Source organism: Kitasatospora sp. NPDC101183 (assembly GCF_044767945.1).
Classification (GTDB): domain Bacteria; phylum Actinomycetota; class Actinomycetes; order Streptomycetales; family Streptomycetaceae; genus Kitasatospora.
This window is the reverse complement of record NZ_JBIWOW010000056.1, coordinates 1-15,501: the sequence shown is the minus strand read 5'-3', so window position 1 is coordinate 15,501 and position 15,501 is coordinate 1. Positions and strand designations below refer to the sequence as shown.

General features: G+C 73.2%; 20 protein-coding genes. 12 read left to right on the top strand and 8 right to left on the bottom strand.

What is annotated here, in order from left to right:
- The 3 genes from ACIRRS_RS37980 to ACIRRS_RS37970 all read right to left on the bottom strand — a co-directional run.
- Positions 1-188, bottom strand: a 188-nt coding sequence (locus ACIRRS_RS37980) for a DUF397 domain-containing protein (RefSeq protein ID WP_402981539.1), incomplete at its 3' end; no start/stop codon positions are given.
- An 11-nt stretch (positions 189-199) separates the two neighbouring features.
- The gene (locus tag ACIRRS_RS37975) at positions 200-391 is read right to left on the bottom strand and encodes a DUF397 domain-containing protein (RefSeq protein ID WP_402981536.1); all 192 of its coding nucleotides are present in this window, start codon (positions 389-391) and stop codon (positions 200-202) included.
- The gene (locus ACIRRS_RS37970) at positions 391-1,260 is read right to left on the bottom strand and encodes a helix-turn-helix domain-containing protein (protein ID WP_402981533.1); all 870 of its coding nucleotides are present in this window, start codon (positions 1,258-1,260) and stop codon (positions 391-393) included. Before ACIRRS_RS37970 ends, ACIRRS_RS37975 begins: the two co-directional genes overlap by 1 nt.
- Before the next feature lie 279 nt (positions 1,261-1,539).
- Between ACIRRS_RS37970 and ACIRRS_RS37965 the strand changes: the two genes are divergently transcribed.
- The 10 genes from ACIRRS_RS37965 (at position 1,540) to ACIRRS_RS37920 (ending at position 9,870) form a co-directional block, all read left to right on the top strand.
- Positions 1,540-1,977: a hypothetical protein gene (locus tag ACIRRS_RS37965; protein WP_402981530.1), complete on the top strand. Its 438-nt coding sequence runs from the start codon at positions 1,540-1,542 to the stop codon at positions 1,975-1,977.
- Positions 1,974-2,174 (top strand): hypothetical protein, encoded by a 201-nt coding sequence (locus ACIRRS_RS37960; protein WP_402981527.1) that lies wholly within the window; start codon positions 1,974-1,976, stop codon positions 2,172-2,174. Before ACIRRS_RS37965 ends, ACIRRS_RS37960 begins: the two co-directional genes overlap by 4 nt.
- The gene (locus ACIRRS_RS37955; protein ID WP_402981524.1) at positions 2,105-2,323 is read left to right on the top strand and encodes a hypothetical protein; all 219 of its coding nucleotides are present in this window, start codon (positions 2,105-2,107) and stop codon (positions 2,321-2,323) included. Before ACIRRS_RS37960 ends, ACIRRS_RS37955 begins: the two co-directional genes overlap by 70 nt.
- 108 nt (positions 2,324-2,431) lie before the next feature.
- Positions 2,432-5,131 carry a protein kinase gene (locus ACIRRS_RS37950; RefSeq protein ID WP_402981521.1) on the top strand — a complete coding sequence of 900 codons (2,700 nt, stop codon included), beginning with the start codon at positions 2,432-2,434 and terminating at the stop codon, positions 5,129-5,131.
- 33 nt (positions 5,132-5,164) lie between these two features.
- A complete protein-coding gene (locus tag ACIRRS_RS37945) occupies positions 5,165-5,650 on the top strand; it encodes a hypothetical protein (RefSeq protein ID WP_402981518.1) in 486 nt (161 codons plus the stop codon).
- Between the two features lie 78 nt (positions 5,651-5,728).
- Complete coding sequence (locus ACIRRS_RS37940; protein ID WP_402981515.1) at positions 5,729-6,595, top strand: hypothetical protein; 867 nt, start codon at positions 5,729-5,731, stop codon at positions 6,593-6,595.
- Positions 6,596-6,720: 125 nt separating this feature from the next.
- Complete coding sequence (locus ACIRRS_RS37935; protein WP_402981512.1) at positions 6,721-7,014, top strand: hypothetical protein; 294 nt, start codon at positions 6,721-6,723, stop codon at positions 7,012-7,014.
- Entirely contained in the window at positions 7,014-8,327 is a 1,314-nt protein-coding gene (locus tag ACIRRS_RS37930; protein WP_402981509.1) for a hypothetical protein, read from the top strand. The genes ACIRRS_RS37935 and ACIRRS_RS37930 overlap by 1 nt, the downstream gene beginning before the upstream one ends.
- Positions 8,324-8,995 (top strand): hypothetical protein, encoded by a 672-nt coding sequence (locus tag ACIRRS_RS37925; RefSeq protein ID WP_402981506.1) that lies wholly within the window; start codon positions 8,324-8,326, stop codon positions 8,993-8,995. The genes ACIRRS_RS37930 and ACIRRS_RS37925 overlap by 4 nt, the downstream gene beginning before the upstream one ends.
- Complete coding sequence (locus ACIRRS_RS37920; protein WP_402981503.1) at positions 8,992-9,870, top strand: hypothetical protein; 879 nt, start codon at positions 8,992-8,994, stop codon at positions 9,868-9,870. Before ACIRRS_RS37925 ends, ACIRRS_RS37920 begins: the two co-directional genes overlap by 4 nt.
- Positions 9,871-9,957: 87 nt before the next feature.
- Here ACIRRS_RS37920 and ACIRRS_RS37915 read toward each other — a convergent pair whose 3' ends face one another.
- From ACIRRS_RS37915 to ACIRRS_RS37895, 5 genes are all read right to left on the bottom strand, one after another.
- The gene (locus ACIRRS_RS37915; RefSeq protein ID WP_402981500.1) at positions 9,958-10,632 is read right to left on the bottom strand and encodes a phosphonatase-like hydrolase; all 675 of its coding nucleotides are present in this window, start codon (positions 10,630-10,632) and stop codon (positions 9,958-9,960) included.
- Between the two features lie 11 nt (positions 10,633-10,643).
- Positions 10,644-11,765: a TIGR03364 family FAD-dependent oxidoreductase gene (locus ACIRRS_RS37910; protein WP_402981497.1), complete on the bottom strand. Its 1,122-nt coding sequence runs from the start codon at positions 11,763-11,765 to the stop codon at positions 10,644-10,646.
- Positions 11,766-11,894: 129 nt separating this feature from the next.
- Positions 11,895-12,407: a pyridoxamine 5'-phosphate oxidase family protein gene (locus ACIRRS_RS37905; RefSeq protein WP_402981494.1), complete on the bottom strand. Its 513-nt coding sequence runs from the start codon at positions 12,405-12,407 to the stop codon at positions 11,895-11,897.
- Between the two features lie 143 nt (positions 12,408-12,550).
- The gene (locus tag ACIRRS_RS37900; protein WP_402981491.1) at positions 12,551-13,222 is read right to left on the bottom strand and encodes a phosphatase PAP2 family protein; all 672 of its coding nucleotides are present in this window, start codon (positions 13,220-13,222) and stop codon (positions 12,551-12,553) included.
- The gene (locus ACIRRS_RS37895; protein ID WP_402981488.1) at positions 13,219-13,884 is read right to left on the bottom strand and encodes a DedA family protein; all 666 of its coding nucleotides are present in this window, start codon (positions 13,882-13,884) and stop codon (positions 13,219-13,221) included. The genes ACIRRS_RS37900 and ACIRRS_RS37895 overlap by 4 nt, the downstream gene beginning before the upstream one ends.
- Positions 13,885-13,998: 114 nt before the next feature.
- On the opposite strand from ACIRRS_RS37895, the gene ACIRRS_RS37890 reads away from it, so the two are divergent.
- Positions 13,999-14,385, top strand: coding sequence for a BlaI/MecI/CopY family transcriptional regulator (locus ACIRRS_RS37890; protein ID WP_402981485.1), 387 nt, complete (start codon positions 13,999-14,001; stop codon positions 14,383-14,385).
- On the top strand, positions 14,385-15,368 hold the full coding sequence (locus ACIRRS_RS37885; protein ID WP_402981542.1) for a M56 family metallopeptidase: 984 nt from the start codon (positions 14,385-14,387) through the stop codon (positions 15,366-15,368). Before ACIRRS_RS37890 ends, ACIRRS_RS37885 begins: the two co-directional genes overlap by 1 nt.
- The last annotated feature ends 133 nt before the right edge of the window (positions 15,369-15,501 follow it).

Sequence of the window (15,501 nt, the reverse complement as noted above, 5' to 3'; positions counted from 1 at the left end):
CCGGCCTTGATGCCCGCGACGAGGCTCTGCCACGCCTCCGCGCTGAACCGGAGGCTCGGGCCGCTCTTGTCCTTCGAGTCACGGATCGCGATCCCAGACGCCAGATGCAGCGCCTCCACGCAGTTGTCCCCTTGCTGACTGCTGTAACTGGACTTGAACCACTCGGCTGTTTGCTCGTGCACGCGCATGACGTCTCCTCCTAGCTGAGCTCGCCGGCCTTGATGCCCGCGACGAGGCTCTGCCACGCCTCCGCGCTGAACCGGAGGCTCGGGCCGCTCTTGTCCTTCGAGTCACGGATCGCGATCCCGGACGGCACGTGCAGCGCCTCCACGCAGTTGCCGCCCTGCTCGCTGCTGTAACTGGACTTGAACCACCCGCGCACCTGGGACATCAGGACTCCTTTGCTGCTCGCTTGAGCATGCTGATCGATCGGTCGTGGCTCGCCGCCGTACCGATCAGATCGTCCCACGTGTCCTCGTACCCTCGAACGCGCTCACGGTCGTCTATCACCGTCGCCGAACCGAGCGCCTCGATATGCACGATCGGCCCCACCTTCGGGTCCTCGAAGCTCAACACCGTGAACGAACCCGTCATCGCCGGATGGAACCCGGCACTGAACGGCACCACCTGCAGCTTGATGTTGGCTTGAGTGGCCAGCCCCGCCAGGTGGTTGAGCTGCTCACGCATGAGTTCGGCGCCGCCCAGCGACCTCCGGAGAACGGCTTCGTTGAGAACGGCGTTCAGGCGAGCCGGACCGTCCTCCCTGGTCAGAATCGCCTGTCGCTTGAGCCCGATCTCGACCTGCCGGTCGATCTCCTCCTGGGGCCTCCGCGTGTGGCGCAGCAACTCCCGCATGTACGACTCGGTCTGAAGAAGTCCTGGCACGTACTCCGACTCGTACGTCCGCACCTGCTCCGCCACGCTCTCCAGCCCCAACCAGGCCGAGAAACCCGGCAGGATGACCTGCTGGTACTCCTTGCTCTTCCACTCGTCCCGGTTCGTCTTCGTCACCATCGCGTAGTTGGCGAGCAGTTCGGTCTGCTCCTCGCTCGCGCCGTAGAGCCGGCACAACGCCTCGACGTCCGTGGGCTGCACCCAGCCCTCGCCGGTCTCGAGCCGGGTCATCTTGGCGACCGACCACCTGACCCTTCTCGCGACCTCGGTGGCCGTCAGGCCCATCTCCTCGCGCAGCGCGCGGAGTTCGAGCCTCAGCTTCAGTCGGCACAACGTGGGCGAGGCGAGATCACGGGTTCCAGCCATGTGCGGTACCGCTCCTCCGATCGACCTGCCGCCGGGCGCAACGCTCTTGCGGCAGTGGAGCCTTGGGGTGGACGAGGCCGACGATAGCGGAGCAACGCGGAACTGCGCTCTCGAAAGCGATATCGAACATAAATCCACTCGCGAAAATTTCGCGGAGTGGTTATGCATGGCCGTCACTTGCTGCCATGCTTTCCGTGTCGGCACGACTACGCACAGCACTTGCCCGACGTGTCGATCACCCTGCCCACCCCTCCCGCGCCTCCTCAAGGAGTGATCGCCATGGGTTCAGCGCTCCGCAGACTCACCGCCAGAGACCGCCGCAAAACGGCCGACGCGTACGACGACCTGCTCTCCACGCTCGCGGCCGCCGACGTCAAACTCCCTTCCGTCACGGTCGATTGGCAGAGCGCGGCGGCCACCGGCGTCGCGCTCATCGACCTCGGCGCCGCCCGGCCGGACGTCGTCGTCCGGCTCGTCGACGTCATCCGCGACGGTGTGCGTGCCCGGCGGGCACGGTACCCGTGGGTGCCGTCCGTCGGTGAGACCGTCACCATGACGCCCGCCGAGTGGCGGATCACCACACCGGGCGCACCGCTTCTCCCGGCCGAAGTCATCGAGGTCCAGGGCGACTTGGCCACCCTCTCCTACCAGGGCGTCCTCCGCCTGCGCCGCCTGCACGAGATCGCGCCCTGGCCGGGCGGTGACGGAGATCGATGAACGCGCAGACCCCCGATGCTCCCCGTCTCGGCGATGTCCTCCACGACCGCAAGGCCCGACGCACCGGCGTCCTCATGGACATCGTCGGCGGCCGCTACTACCTCCGCCCCGTCGGGGGCGGCATCGAGTGGACCACCCGCCCCGAGTACACCGGCCCGCCGCCCTCGCCCTGCTCGGCGCCGCCGTCGCCGTCCTGACCAGCGCGGGCCTGGCCGAACTCGCCGCTCACCCGGTTCGCCACGACCACCCGGGCGTGGCGAACCTCCTCTTCCTCCTCATCGTCTGCATCGGCACCGTTCTCCTGACCCGCGCCACCTGCGTGGTCCTCCGGCGCCGCCGTCGATGAGCAGGAAGTCGGCCGACCCGACTTCCTGCTCCTGTGGGTGGTCGAACATGTCGACCACCCACTCCGGCGCCCCTCCCCGCCACCCGATCAACCCGATATCGTGCCCCGGTGACAGACACTCAGCAGGAGCTGATAGCCGGCCGGTACCGCAGGCTGGAGTTCCTCGGCGGCGGTGGCATGGGCACGGTCTGGCGCGGCTGGGACGAGAGCCTGGCCTGCGAGGTCGCGCTGAAGACGGTCACCCTGCCCCCGGACCAGGCCACGGCCGCCGCCCTGCTCGCCTGGGCGCAGCGCGAGGCCAGGACGATGGCCCGGCTGCGGCACCACCCGAACGTCATCACCATCTGGGACACCGTCCCCTGGCAGGGCGCCCCGGTAATCGTGATGGAGCTGGTCCGGGGCAGCTCCCTGACGGCCCTGCTCCAGGAGCGCGGCCGGCTGCCCGTCGCGGAGGCCGCGCGGATCTGCCTGGCCGTGCTGGAGGCCCTGAGCGCCGCGCACGCGATCGGCGTGGTCCACCGGGACGTCAAGCCCGGCAACGTCCTGATCGAGGGCGAGCGGATCGTCCTGACGGACTTCGGGATCGCCCACCTGCCGGGCGCCACCAGCCTCACCCGGACGGACGGCTCCCCCGGCACCGTCACCCACCAGGCCCCCGAGCTGCTGCGCAACCAGCCGCTCACGCCCGCCGCCGACCTGTGGTCCGTCGGGGTCACGCTCCACCAGATGCTGGAGGGGCGGCTGCCGTTCGAGCAGCCGAACCTCGCGGCGATGATGTACGCCGTCGTCACCGAGGAGCCCACACCCCCGCTGTACGCCGGGCCGCTGGAGGCGCTGCTGCGCGGGCTGCTGCACAAGGACCCGGCGCGGCGCACCACCGCCGAGGAGGCGGTACGGGCGCTGCGCGCCGTCCTGGCGGGACGGCCCGTACCGCCCCCGCCGCCCGCCTTCGCGCCCACCGTCCCGCCGGCCCCGGCCTTCGCGCCGACCGTCCCGCCCGCCCTCACGTACCGCACCACCCGCATCCTGGACGGCCATCCCGCCGCGGTGTACGCGGCCGCGTACTCCCCCGACAACACCCGCATCGCCGTTGCCAGTTCGAAGTCCAGCCTGCACCTGTACGCGGCCGCCACCGGCCGGCACGTCAGCACCCTCCACGGCCACGAGGGCGAGATCACCGCGGTGACGTACTCCCCCGACGGCAGGCGCATCGCCACCGTCGGCGGGGACGAGACCGCGCGCGTCTGGGACGCCACCACCGGTGAACACCTCCTCACCCTCCACGGGCCCTTCCAGGCCGTGGCGTTCTCCCCCGACAGCGCGAGCCTCGCCACCGGCGCCACGGCCGGGGCCGTCAAGATCTGGAACGCGAACACCGGCCAGCTCCTCAAGACGCGCATCGGCCTCGACCAGGACGTCCACGCCCTCGCCTACTCCCCCGACGGACGGCGCATCGCGGCGGGCGGCGAGGACAGGACCGTGTGCGTCTGGAACCTCTCCGCCCGCGAACCGCTCCTCCGGCTCGAAGGGCACACCGGGCTGGTCACCTCCCTGGCCTACTCCCCCGACGGACGGCGCATCGCCACAGCCGGCGGGGACGAGACCGCGCGCATCTGGGACGCCGCCACCGGCACGCACCTCGCCACGCTCGAAGGACACGAGGACCCGGTCCTCTCGGTCGCGTACTCCCCCGACGGCAGACGCATCGCCACCGGCAGCTGGGACGAGACCGTACGGATCTGGAGCGCGGCCGACGGCCGTCACCTCCACACCCTCGAAGGCCACACCGAGTACGTCCACCCGGTCGCCTACTCGCCCGACGGGTCCCGCCTCCTCTCGGGCTCCTGGGACGGCACCGCACGGATCTGGGACGCCGCCACCGGGACGCACCTCACGACCCTCCCCGCCCGCGTCCTCACCGTGCGCGGGCTCGCGTACTCCCCCGACGGCACCCGCCTGGCGAGTTGTTCCACCGACTGCACCGCGCGACTGTGGAACGCGGCCACCGGCGCACTCGACGCCGTGGTCAAGGGGCACGACGACATCGTCACCGCCGTGGCCTTCTCCCCCGGCGGATCACAGATCGCCACCGCCGGCCAGGACCACACCGTACGACTGCACGCTCCCGTCACCTCCCGCTTCGGTCCCGCCTTCGTCCTCGCCCTCGGCACCCTCAAGGGCCACACGGGCCACGTCCACGCGATGACCTACTCCCCGGACGGCAAGCACATCGCCACCGCCGGCCAGGACCGCACCGTCCGGATCTGGGACACCGCCACCGGTTCCGGCCTCGCCCTGTTCCGCAGTCGCACCGCCCTCAACACCCTCCGCGGTCACACCGCGGAAGTCCGCGCCGTGGCCTACACCCCGGACGGCCGACGCGTCGTCAGCGGCAGCGAGGACGGCACCATCCGCATCTGGGACGCCGCCACCGGCGCCAACCTCACCACCGTCCACGGCCACGCCGACACCGTCCGTTCCCTCACCGTCACCCCGGACGGCCGGCGCGTCGTCAGCGGCAGCGAGGACGGCACCGTACGGATCTGGGACGCCGCCACCGGCCGCCACCTCGCCTCCCTCGGCGGCCACACCGACGAGGTCCACGCGGTGGCCCTCTCCCCCGACGGCGCCCGCATCGCCTCCGGCGGCCGGGACCGCACCGTCCGCGTCTGGGACGCCGCCACCGGCACCGCCCTCGCCATCCTCCGCGATCACACCGACACCGTCACCGCCGTGGTCTTCTCCCCCGACGGCACCCACCTGGCCTCCGCCACCCGGGGCGGCGAGATCCGGATCCGTACCAGCTGACCCCCGCCCCAACTCCACCGCTACGGTGGGCACATGACCGATCCACGCCCTCACCACTACCGCTTCGCGCACCGCGAACTCCCCCGCCAGGTCCTGGAGTACGGCCCCCGGCTGGCCTCGCCCACCCCGGACGGGGGCAGCCTGCTGCCGGTCGTCGTCGGCATCTGGGAGGACTACGGGCAGACCCTCCCGCCCGAGCACCGCCTGCCCAGCCACGGCCTGGACTGCCGTCACCTCCAGGTCGACGGCCACAACATCCTGCTGGTCGTCCTGCCCGCCCCGCAGGGCGCGACCGAGGCCCACTTCGTCGCGGCCGTGCACCCCAAGGGCACCAAGAAGGTCCGCTACCTCACCCTCGAACACGGCATCAGCCCGATCGACGGCAGCGTGGACACCGTCCTCGGCGAGTGGGACGCCAACGGGCACGTCAACTACGGGCGCGGACCCTCGCCCGTCGCCGAGCTCTTCGTCGCAGCCGTGGTCGAGAAGGTCACGAAGAAGCGCTTCTGGCAGCGCTGACACGGCCTCACGGATCGTCCGCGAACCGGCCGGGGCTATGCTCGGCCGGTCCGACGCAACCGTGCGGCAGGGGGTGCCATGACCGGGCAGCGACGAGGCTCCGTCCCGTTGACCGCGCTCCTCGGCGCGGCCGCCCCGCTCGCCGCCCTCGGCCTGGCCCTCGCCCACGGCGCGTACGGCTGGCCCGCCGGCCTCGCCCTCCTGGCCGCCGCCACCGCCGCCCTGGCCTCCGGCCTCCAGCGCCTGCGCGGCGGGAGCACCGGCTGCGCGGCCGCCGTCGCCGTCCCCCTGGCCCTGATCGTCGCCGCCGGCGCCGCGACCCTGCCCCGCGACGACCTGGCCGTGCTCTCCGGGCCCACCGCCACCGCCCGCGTCGTCGACGTGGAACGCACCACCGGCACCCGCTCCCCCTCCTGGGAGTACGCCCTGCGACTGCCCGACGGCTCCCCCGTCCCTGGCGGCCGTCTCGAACAGCGCCGCAACGACCTGCGGATCGGCTCCCCGGTCACCGTCCGCTACGACCCTCACGGGACCGCCCGCCCACGGCGCCCCGGGCAGATCGACCTGGCCACCGACGTCTTCTGGGCCGCCGTCACCCTGCTCGCCCTCGTCCTCGCCGTGGTCGCCACCGGCCTCGCCGCCCGGCCCGCCAGCCCCCTGCGCGAACGTCTCCTCGCCGTCCCCCCGGCCGTCCGCTCCCGCGCCGCCCGCCTCGGCGCCCTGCGCACCACCCTCCTCTGGGCCGCCCTCTCCGCCCCCTGGCTCGCCGCCACCGCCCTCGCCCGCCACACCGTCGGCCGGCCCCTCACCCACGCGCTGTACCTGCTCTACTTCCTGGCCCTCCTCACCGTCACCACCCCGCTCTACGACAGGCCCACCGCCCGGCACGCCCTCGCGCTCCTCCTCACCGGCACGGCGCTCCTCTGCCTCGCCCCAACTCTCTGAACCCACACCCCTCGCGAACGAAGTCCGTATGGAGCCCGTACGGGACTCGTCAAGGGCGACCGGCCGCACACGAACCCCCGGCTAGCCTCTCGCCGAGGCACAGTGATCATCAACACGGGGGTTCCATGGCCGACTTCACAGTCAGCCCCGAGTTCCTCGCCCAGCTCTGCAAGGACCTCAAGGGCTGCGGCGACGAACTCGACCAGGGTCTGAAGGCGTTGAAGGGCGCGAGCCGATCCGGGCTCGGCTACGACTTCCTGGAGGACGCCGGCAAGCACTTCCAGGACACCTGGGACTACGGGCTCGGCAAGCTCCGCGAGTCCGTCAAGGAGCTCGTCAAGGGCCTGGAGCAGATCCAGCGCAACTACGACGGCACCGAGCAGAGCATCCTCAAGGCCCTGACCCCGGCGAGCAGTTGATGGGCGACCCGAAGAACAGCAGCCCGAAGAACGACTGGCCCGGCCTCGGCTTCAACCCGGCCCCGGGCGACCAGGCCGCCGTCGCCGCCCTGAGCGCCACCCTGCGCCGCGTCGCCCAGCACCTGGGCGGCATCCGCACCACCCTCGGCCAGATCTCCCACCACGAGGGCCGGTGGACCGGCACGGCCGCCGACAAGTTCGCCGAACAGTTCGGCCCCCTGCCCGGCTACCTCGGCGACGCCTCCGACTCGCTCACCGCCGCCTACGGCGCCCTCGACACCTGGTACAAGGCGCTCACCGAACACCAGCCCAAAGCAACGGAGTTGGAGCGCTCCGCCGCCCTCGCCCGGCAGCACCGGGGCGAGGCCGAGCAGGCGCACACGAGCGCCGCCGCCCACCCCGACCTCAAGCTCGCGGGCCAGAGCTTCCCCGACGACGCCTCCCTGGCCGCCGCCAAGTCCCGCTACGAGGCGGCCAGGAAGCACCTCGACGAGACCGCCGCCACCCTCACCAGCGCCCGCGACAGCCTCCAGCACCTCCTCAGCCAGGGCGCCACCCTCCACACCACCCACAGCGGCGACGCCCGCAAGACGGCCGCCGCCATCCGCAAGGCCGCCGACAGCAAGGCCCCGCCGGAGCCCGGCTGGCTGGACAAGGTCGGCGACTGGCTCGACAAGCACGGCGCCGACCTGCTGACGGTCGCGGCGAGCGTCGCGGGCGTCGCGGCGATCTTCTTCCCGCCGCTGGCCCTGGCGGCCGTCGCCCTGAGCCTGGCGGCGGCGGGGGCGCACGCGCGGCAGTACGGCGTCTCGGGGCTGTGGCCCGTCGGCTGGGACAAGCTGGGCAACTACCTCACCCTGTCCGGCGACATCCTCGGCGCCTTCCCGCTCCTGGGCGCGGCGGGCAAGGGCGGACTGACCGCGCTGAGGGGCGGGTTGAAGGCGGGGGCGTCGACAACCGTCCACGAGACCAAGGGAATCAAGTACCTCGACCCGTCCAACCCGGTGTTCAAGTTCGCGGTCGAGAAGCAGGCGCTCAAGTTCGGGGTCGCCCAGCACACCGCCGAGAACATCTCGGACGGCGCGCAGGCCGCGGCCACCCTCGGCCTGACCGCCCCGACCGCCGTCGCCCTCTTCCACGACAATCCCAGCGACGACCTCAGCAACAACGTCAACAACACCACCGGCACGGCCAACGTCATCGGCGGCACCGGCATGGCCTGGGGCGGCAGCAAGCCCGCCAAGGCCGTCGGCGGACTGCTCGCCCTCGGCAACGCCTTCGGCACGACCTGGGACTGGGTGGCCCACCAGTGACCACCGAGACGCCCCGCCTCTGGCTGTCGCTGCCGGAGGGCTTCACCACCATCGACCTGGAGCAAGACCCCGCCGACCGGACGGACCTGATCGCGAACGGCGTGGAGGCCGCGTTCGCCGCCGCCCGCCCGGACGAGAAGCTCGGCCTGGTCGTCGCCGCCGAGACCGCTCTCCAGGCACAGCTGCGCGAGGGCGTCGTCCACCTCTCGCTCTGCCTGGGCCGGGCCACGGACGGCGCGGTCGTCCACGGGATGTTCTCCGTCTTCGTCCGGCCGGAGGACCTCGGCGCACCCGGCAGCTACCCCCGCAGGGCCGCCGCCCGACTGGCCGAAGCCTGGCCGGAGGCGGGCGTCGGCGTGCTCGAACTCCCCATCGGGCGCACGGTGGTGGCCGTCCGCGACCTTCCGGCGCCGGTTCCGGAGTCGGTCTGCCGGACGGCCGAGCCGTTCGCCCCGACCGTCCGCCAGGCGGAGTTCCTGGTCCCGCACCCGTGGTCCCCCCACGTGGTCGCGGCCGTCTTCACCACCGAGCAGGTCGAGTACTGGGACGAGTGGGTGTCGGCGATCGTCGCCGCCGTCAACGGGATCTCCTTCCACCCGCCCCGGGACACGACGGCCGACGACCTGCCGCCGGAGCAGTGGGACAGGATCCGGAAGGCCTTCGGATGAGGCCGCGCCGCGCCCTCGTCCTCCTCGCCGCCTCGACCGCCGTGATCCTCGGCCTGGTCGCCCTGGCGGTGTACGTCAGCTGGACGCTCGCCGCGCTGCTGGGGTTCCTCTACCCGCTGCTCATGACCGTCGGGCTCGCGGCCGTCCCCGGGGACGGCCGCGAGCCCGACGCCGCCACGGGCCTGCTGGTGGGCGTCGTCGGCTTCGTCACCTTCCTGTCGGGCATCACCGCCTGGAACAACCTCGCCCTGAGCACGGGCCGGGACGTGACCGCCGTCGTCGTCCACGAGAAGGTCAAGGACACCGGCCACGGCTCGAAGGCCTGGTTCTACACCCTCTCCCAGGACGGCACCGGCACCGTCCCCGGCGGCCCACTGGAGCAGGGCTCCCCCCGCTTCGCCCCCGGCGACCACGTCACCGTCCGCATGGACCCGGCCGGCCGCGTCGCCCCCAAGCTCCCCGGCGAGGCCGGCTCCCCCGCCGGCCTGCTGGGCTTCCTCGGCGGCACCGCGCTCACCGCCGCCGTCATCCCCTGGTCCGCCCGCCGCCCCCGACCGCCCCGCCCCGGCCCCTCGCCGGGGCGACGCCCCGCCGAACGCCTCCGTGCCACCGCCCAGCGGCTCCGCCGACAGACCGGCCTGCGCCTCGCGGCGGTCGCGGCCGCGTACGACACGCTCTGGCTGCTGTTCTTCCTCCTCAGCAGGCACTCCCCGAGCGCGGCGGTCATCGTCTCGGTCGCCTACCTGCTCTCGATGCCCGCCTTCCTCGGCTGGCTGGACACCGGCGGCGGCCGCTACACGCCCCGCGTCCGCGTCCCCCTCGCGGTCGGCCTCGCCTTCCTCGCCCTCGGCGCCGCGCTCTACGTCCTCCTCTGAAACAACGTCCTCCTCTGAGAACACTTCCCCCCGAAACGCCGGACGGGCGGAGCCCCCTCGACTCCGCCCGCCCCGCAGTTCCCGCGACTAGCCCAGCAGACCAGGCAGTTCGGCGATCGACCCCAGCACGTGCGTGGCCCCGTCCGCCCGCAGGCGGGCCTCGTCGTGGGCGCCCGTCAGCACCCCGGCGACGATCGACGCACCCGCCCGCGTGCCGGTCAGCATGTCGTAGCCGGTGTCCCCGACCACCGCGACCTGCCGCACGGAGTCGACTCCCGTACGCAGCAGGGCCGTCAGCGCCAGGTCCGGGTACGGGCGGCCGCGCCCGGCCTCGGCGGGGCAGAGGGTGAGGTCGGCGATGTCCTGCCACCCCAGCGCCGCCAGGATGCGGTCCTGCGTGGCGCGCGAGAACCCGGTGGTGAGGACCACCTTGCGCCCCTGGCCCCGCAGTTCGGCGATGGCCTCGGCCGCGCCCGGGAGCGCCTCGCAGTGGCCGGCGTCGACGAGGTCGTGGTACGCGGCCTCGAAGGCGAGGTTGGCGCGCTGCGCCTTCTCCTCGTCCCCGAACAGGTGGCGGAACACCGAGATCTTGGACTCGCCCATGGTGGCCCGCACGTGCGCCAGCATCGGCTCGAACTCGGGGGTGCCGGCCTCGACGCCCAGCTCGGCCGCGGCGGCGGTGAAGGCCTGCTCGACGAGGCCGTCGTCGGCCACGGTCGTACCGGCCATGTCGAGCACGACCAGTCGGATGTCGTCAGTCATGTCCATCGTCCTTACAGGTTGGCGAGTTCGGCGGTGGTCTCGGCGATGGCCGGGGAGCAGGTCATGCCGCGCCCGCCGGGGCCGGTGACGAGCCAGACGGCGTCCCGGACGCGCTCGCGGTGCACGACGCGGGTGGTGTCCACGCACTGCGCGTACACCCCGGCCCAGCGGCGGCGGATGCGCGGCAGCGGGCGGCCGAGCAGGCTCTCCGCGACCTCCTTGACGTGGTCGTACGGGTCCTCGACCACGTCGAAGCCGAACGGCTGGTCGTACTCGTGGGTGTCCCCGACGGTGAGCCCGCCGTCGCGGCGCTGCACCATGAGCAGCTGCATCTTGTGCTCGGCGGCCACCGGCCCCTGCGGCTGGACCTCCTTCAGCCGGTCGAGGGCCGTACCGGCGAAGGCCGGGTAGTACCGGAAGCTGTCGCCGTCGGCCACCGCCGTGGTGAGGGTCTCGCCGAGCGGGTCGGTCTGCATCATCTGCAGCCGGACGCGGCGCACGGGCAGTTCGGGGGCCAGCTCGCGGACGAGCCCGCCGAGCCAGGCACCGGTGCAGAGGATCACCAGGTCGCCGGTGTGGACGTCGCCGTGGTCGTCGCGGACGGCGTTCTCGCCGATGACCTCGCGGACCTCGCGCCCGGGCAGGAAGGTGTAGCGGCCGCTGGCCCGCAACGCGGCCCGCAGCGCCGGCTGCGCGGTGCGCGGCTCGACGGCGGCGTCGCGCTCGCACCACAGCGCGCCCAACAGCTCCCCGCGCAGGGCGGGATTCGCCGCACGGGTCTCGTCGGCGTCGAGCAGCTTGTAGCCACGGGCGGCGGCGTCCGGCAGGGTCAGCGCCTGCTCGGCCACCGCCAGCTCGGCCTCCGTACGGATCGCCGTCAACGAGCCGTTGGCCCGGAACCCGAGGTCGGGCACCTTGGCGCCGATCTCCTGCCACAGCTCGCGGGCGCGCAGCGCGGTGTCCAGCTCCTCGCCCTGCGCGCGACCGCTGACCCACACCAGCCCGAAGTTGCGGACGGAGGCGCCGCGCGCCTCGCTCTCGCGCTCCAGGTGGACGACCTCGTGACCGCGCTCGACGGCCTGCCAGGCGTGCATGCTGCCGAGCACGCCTGCTCCTACGACGATGACTCTCATGGCGGCCAGGCTGGTGCGCCCAGGTGTCCGAGGGGCGTCCGAACGACGTCCCCCAGATGAATCACCTGAAAAGTTGTACATACAACCCGGGAGTAACCTCGGGCCGCCGTCAGCGCCGGACCAGCACCATCACCTCACCACCCGCCCCCGCAGATAGTTGCGCCGCCCGAAGTTCGGCTCGTCCACCGCCGTCAGCTCCTCCACCTGGAACCGGTACAGCGCCGCCGCCCCGCCCCCGGTGAGGTACTGCCGCCGCGTCTCCTCGTCCTGCGCGAAGGACGGGTACCGCCCCTGGTACGCCGCCAGTGCCGCCTCCGCCTGCCGCCCCCAGGCCTCGCCCGCGCTGCCGGTCAGCTGCAGCCCGCGCAACTGCTCGCCGAAGGCCGGCGGCGGCAGGAACACGGTGGCGGCCGCACGGGCCTCCTCCGCGAGGTGGTGGCTGTGCCGAGTGGAACGCTCGCTCACGAAGTAGAGGACCAGATCCTCGTCGTACGCGAAGAACGCGAGGTTGGCGTGCGGCCCGTGCTCGTGACCGGCCGTGGCGAGGGTGAGCACCATGGCCTCGGCCAGCAGGCCCTCGACGCCCTTGTGCAGCAGGTCGGCCGGCCAGTCCCCCTGCGTGATGTCCAGTCGGTACGGCATGCGGCCACTCCCTCTCCGGCAGGCGCCCTCGCGCCCCGAGCACGACTGAGCCGGGCGGGCGCCCCTCGCGAAAGGGGCCCCACGCCCGGCTCACATGCTCCACCCGCCGTCCGAAATCGGACAAGAGGCGGAACGGCTGCGCCTCAGTACCGTCGAGCTCCGGCGGCCTCGTACCCGTGCGCCGCCACCGGCTGCGCCCCGGGCCCGAGCAGCGGACGCAGCGCGGAGGCCCGCATCCGGTCCACCAGCGGCGCGCAGCGCCGCACCAGCGGGGACAGCAGCAGCGCCACCACGACGCCCATCACCGCGCCGACCGCCACGTCGTGCGGGTAGTGCACGCCGACCCAGACCCGGGAGGCGCCCATCAGCACCGCGAAGACCAGGGCGATCTTGCCGAGCCGCCGGTCCGCGAACCAGAGCGCCATCGCCGCCGCGAAGGCGATCACCGTGTGGTTACTGGGGAAGGACCAGTCCCCGGCCCCCGGACAGGTCTCCAAGGAGACGCTGCCGGCGATCTGCGCGCAGGGCCGGGTCTCCGCCACCACGCTCTTCAGCCCGGAGTTCACCAGGTACGCGATGACGACGACGACCGGCGAGGCCAGCACCCTCGCCATCGTCACCGAGTCCGCACCCCGCGCCCGCCACCAGGCGTACACCATGAACACGGCGAACAGGCCGAGCCCGATCGCCGACCAGACCTTGATCACCTCGTCCAGCCAGTGCGGGGCCTCCTGGGCCCACCGGTTCACCCGGCTGTAGAGACCACCGTCGATGCCGCTGCCGTCGTACGCAGCGAGAGCCCTTACCGACGTCACACGTCACCTCCGTGACGGCGCGCCTTACGGGCGCGGAACAGTTCGAGAACAATGGGGAGCACGGACACAACTACTACCAGACCGATGATCGGCAGCAGGTACTGGTCGATCCCCGGGATGGACGACCCGAGCGTGTACCCGGCGAGCACCACGCCGACCGTCCAGACCACGCCGCCCGTCACCTGCCACAGGGTGAACGAGCGCACCGGCACTTCGAGCACGCCGCAGAGCGGATTCAGCACCGTTCGGACCACCGGGATGAACCTGGCCAGCACGATCGCCTTGCCGTGCCCGTACTTCCCCAGCAGCTCCTCCGCCCGCTGCACGCCCTCCAGCAGGCTCCGCCGCTTCGTCCGCGCCAGCAGCGCCCGGCCCCCGCGCCGCCCGATCACATAACCCACCTGCGCCCCGACCAACGCCCCCACCAACGCCGCGGGCAGCACCTGCCACAGGTGCAACTGCGGCCCCTTCGTGGCACCCGGCACGCACAACAACCCCGCGGTGAACAGCAGCGAGTCGCCGGGCAGGAAGAACCCCACCAGCAGACCCGTCTCGGCGAAGAGCACCACCGCGATCCCGAGCGCGCCGAAGGCGGCGAGCAGCGAGGACGCGTCCAGCGGATTCACCGCGAGGTGAGCAGGATCGGCAAGGAACTGGAGCAAGGCCGACAGACCTCCCGTACGTTGGAGGGCGGCCCGGACCCGGGCCCATCCCACCGTCTACAATCACGTAGACGGTCTACAAGACTGTAGACGATTCTTGGAGGAAGCGCCGCCATGTCCGACGTACCGTCCGCCCGCCGCCCCGCCGGGGAGCTGGAGGCCGAGGTGCTGGCCGCGCTCTGGTCCGCGAGACAGCCGATGACCCCGCAGGACGTGCAGGCCGCCCTCGGCGGCGACCTCGCCCGCACCACCATCGCCACGATCCTCGCCCGGCTCCACGACAAGGGCACCCTCGAGCGCACCCGCGCCGGCCGCGCCTACGCCTACACCCCCACCGTCCAGGACACCGCCGGCCTCGCCGCCCGCCGCATGCACACCGAGCTCGGCCGCGAGGCCGACCGCTCGACCGTGCTCGCCCGCTTCGTCTCCGACCTCTCCGCCGAGGACGAACAGCTCCTGCGCGACCTCCTCGGCGACGGCGGATCGGCGGCCGCCCCGTGATGCTCGCCGTCTGGGCACCCCTCCTCCTGCCCTTCCTCGCCGCCCCCCTCGCCCGCCGCCTCGCCGACGCCCTCCCACCCCGCGCCGCCGCCTGGACCCTCGCGGGCACCGCCGCCGTCCTCGCCGGCGGCACCGTCTGCTCCCTCGGCCTCCTCGCCGCCGCCGGCCTCCTCCAACTCCCCCCGGTCGCCGCCCTCGGCCACCTCTCCCTGCCCTGGCTCACCGCCTCCTCCCCCTTCGCCCCACCCGCCGCCGCGGTCGCGGGCCTCGCCCTGACGGCCCTCACCGCCCTCGCCGTCCGCACCACCCGGCGCCACCGCCACGACCTGCGCACCGCCCGCGCCGCCGTACACCCCCCACGCGCCCCTCGCCGCCTCCTCGACCTCCTCCACCCCGACGAGCCCCCGCTCGCCGTCCTCGACGACGACCGCGCCGACGCCTTCGCCCTCCCCGGCCGCCTCGGCGAACCCGGCCACATCGTCGTCACCTCCGGCATGCTCCGCGCCCTCGACGCCCCCGAACGCGCCGCCCTCCTCGCCCACGAACGCGCCCACCTCACCGCCCGCCACCACCTCTTCCTCGCCCTCGCCGAACACGCCGCCGTCCTCCACCCCGCCCTCCGCCCCCTCCGCACCCCCCTCGCCTACCACCTCGAACGCTGGGCCGACGAAGCCGCCGCCACCCACGTCGGCGACCGCACCGTCACCGCCCGCGCCGTCGGCCGCGCCGCCCTCGCCGCCAGCCGCTCCCCCTGGCCCGCCCGCCCCCGCCTCGTCGCCGCCGCCCACTCCGGCCCCGTCCCCCGCCGCGTCGCCGCCCTCCTCCACCCCCGCCCCACCCCCACCCGCCGCCACATCGCCGCCCTCGCCCTCGCCACCTGCCTCACCCTCACCACCGCCGCCACCCTCGAAGCCACGGCCGACCTCCACCACACCGTCGAAGCCGCCCAATCCGGCCCCACCCACCACCACCACGACGACTGACCCCGCCCCCAGCCGCCGCAACGCCCCCGGGAAAGAAACGGGCGCGCGCGGCGCAGCCCCCCCCGCCCCCCCCCAAACCCCCCCCCCCCCCCAACCCACACCCCCCCCCCCCCCCCCACCCCCCCCCCCGCCC

Bases quoted from the DNA above. Each gene is read 5' to 3' on its own strand.
- ACIRRS_RS37975 (WP_402981536.1), bottom strand. From the start codon at position 391: ATGTCCCAGGTGCGCGGGTGGTTCAAGTCCAGTTACAGCAGCGAGCAG.
- ACIRRS_RS37970 (WP_402981533.1), bottom strand. From the start codon at position 1,260: ATGGCTGGAACCCGTGATCTCGCCTCGCCCACGTTGTGCCGACTGAAG.
- ACIRRS_RS37965 (WP_402981530.1), top strand. From the start codon at position 1,540: ATGGGTTCAGCGCTCCGCAGACTCACCGCCAGAGACCGCCGCAAAACG.
- ACIRRS_RS37960 (WP_402981527.1), top strand. From the start codon at position 1,974: ATGAACGCGCAGACCCCCGATGCTCCCCGTCTCGGCGATGTCCTCCAC.
- ACIRRS_RS37945 (WP_402981518.1), top strand. From the start codon at position 5,165: ATGACCGATCCACGCCCTCACCACTACCGCTTCGCGCACCGCGAACTC.
- ACIRRS_RS37940 (WP_402981515.1), top strand. From the start codon at position 5,729: ATGACCGGGCAGCGACGAGGCTCCGTCCCGTTGACCGCGCTCCTCGGC.
- ACIRRS_RS37935 (WP_402981512.1), top strand. From the start codon at position 6,721: ATGGCCGACTTCACAGTCAGCCCCGAGTTCCTCGCCCAGCTCTGCAAG.
- ACIRRS_RS37930 (WP_402981509.1), top strand. From the start codon at position 7,014: ATGGGCGACCCGAAGAACAGCAGCCCGAAGAACGACTGGCCCGGCCTC.
- ACIRRS_RS37920 (WP_402981503.1), top strand. From the start codon at position 8,992: ATGAGGCCGCGCCGCGCCCTCGTCCTCCTCGCCGCCTCGACCGCCGTG.
- ACIRRS_RS37915 (WP_402981500.1), bottom strand. From the start codon at position 10,632: ATGACTGACGACATCCGACTGGTCGTGCTCGACATGGCCGGTACGACC.
- ACIRRS_RS37910 (WP_402981497.1), bottom strand. From the start codon at position 11,765: ATGAGAGTCATCGTCGTAGGAGCAGGCGTGCTCGGCAGCATGCACGCC.
- ACIRRS_RS37905 (WP_402981494.1), bottom strand. From the start codon at position 12,407: ATGCCGTACCGACTGGACATCACGCAGGGGGACTGGCCGGCCGACCTG.
- ACIRRS_RS37890 (WP_402981485.1), top strand. From the start codon at position 13,999: ATGTCCGACGTACCGTCCGCCCGCCGCCCCGCCGGGGAGCTGGAGGCC.
- ACIRRS_RS37885 (WP_402981542.1), top strand. From the start codon at position 14,385: ATGCTCGCCGTCTGGGCACCCCTCCTCCTGCCCTTCCTCGCCGCCCCC.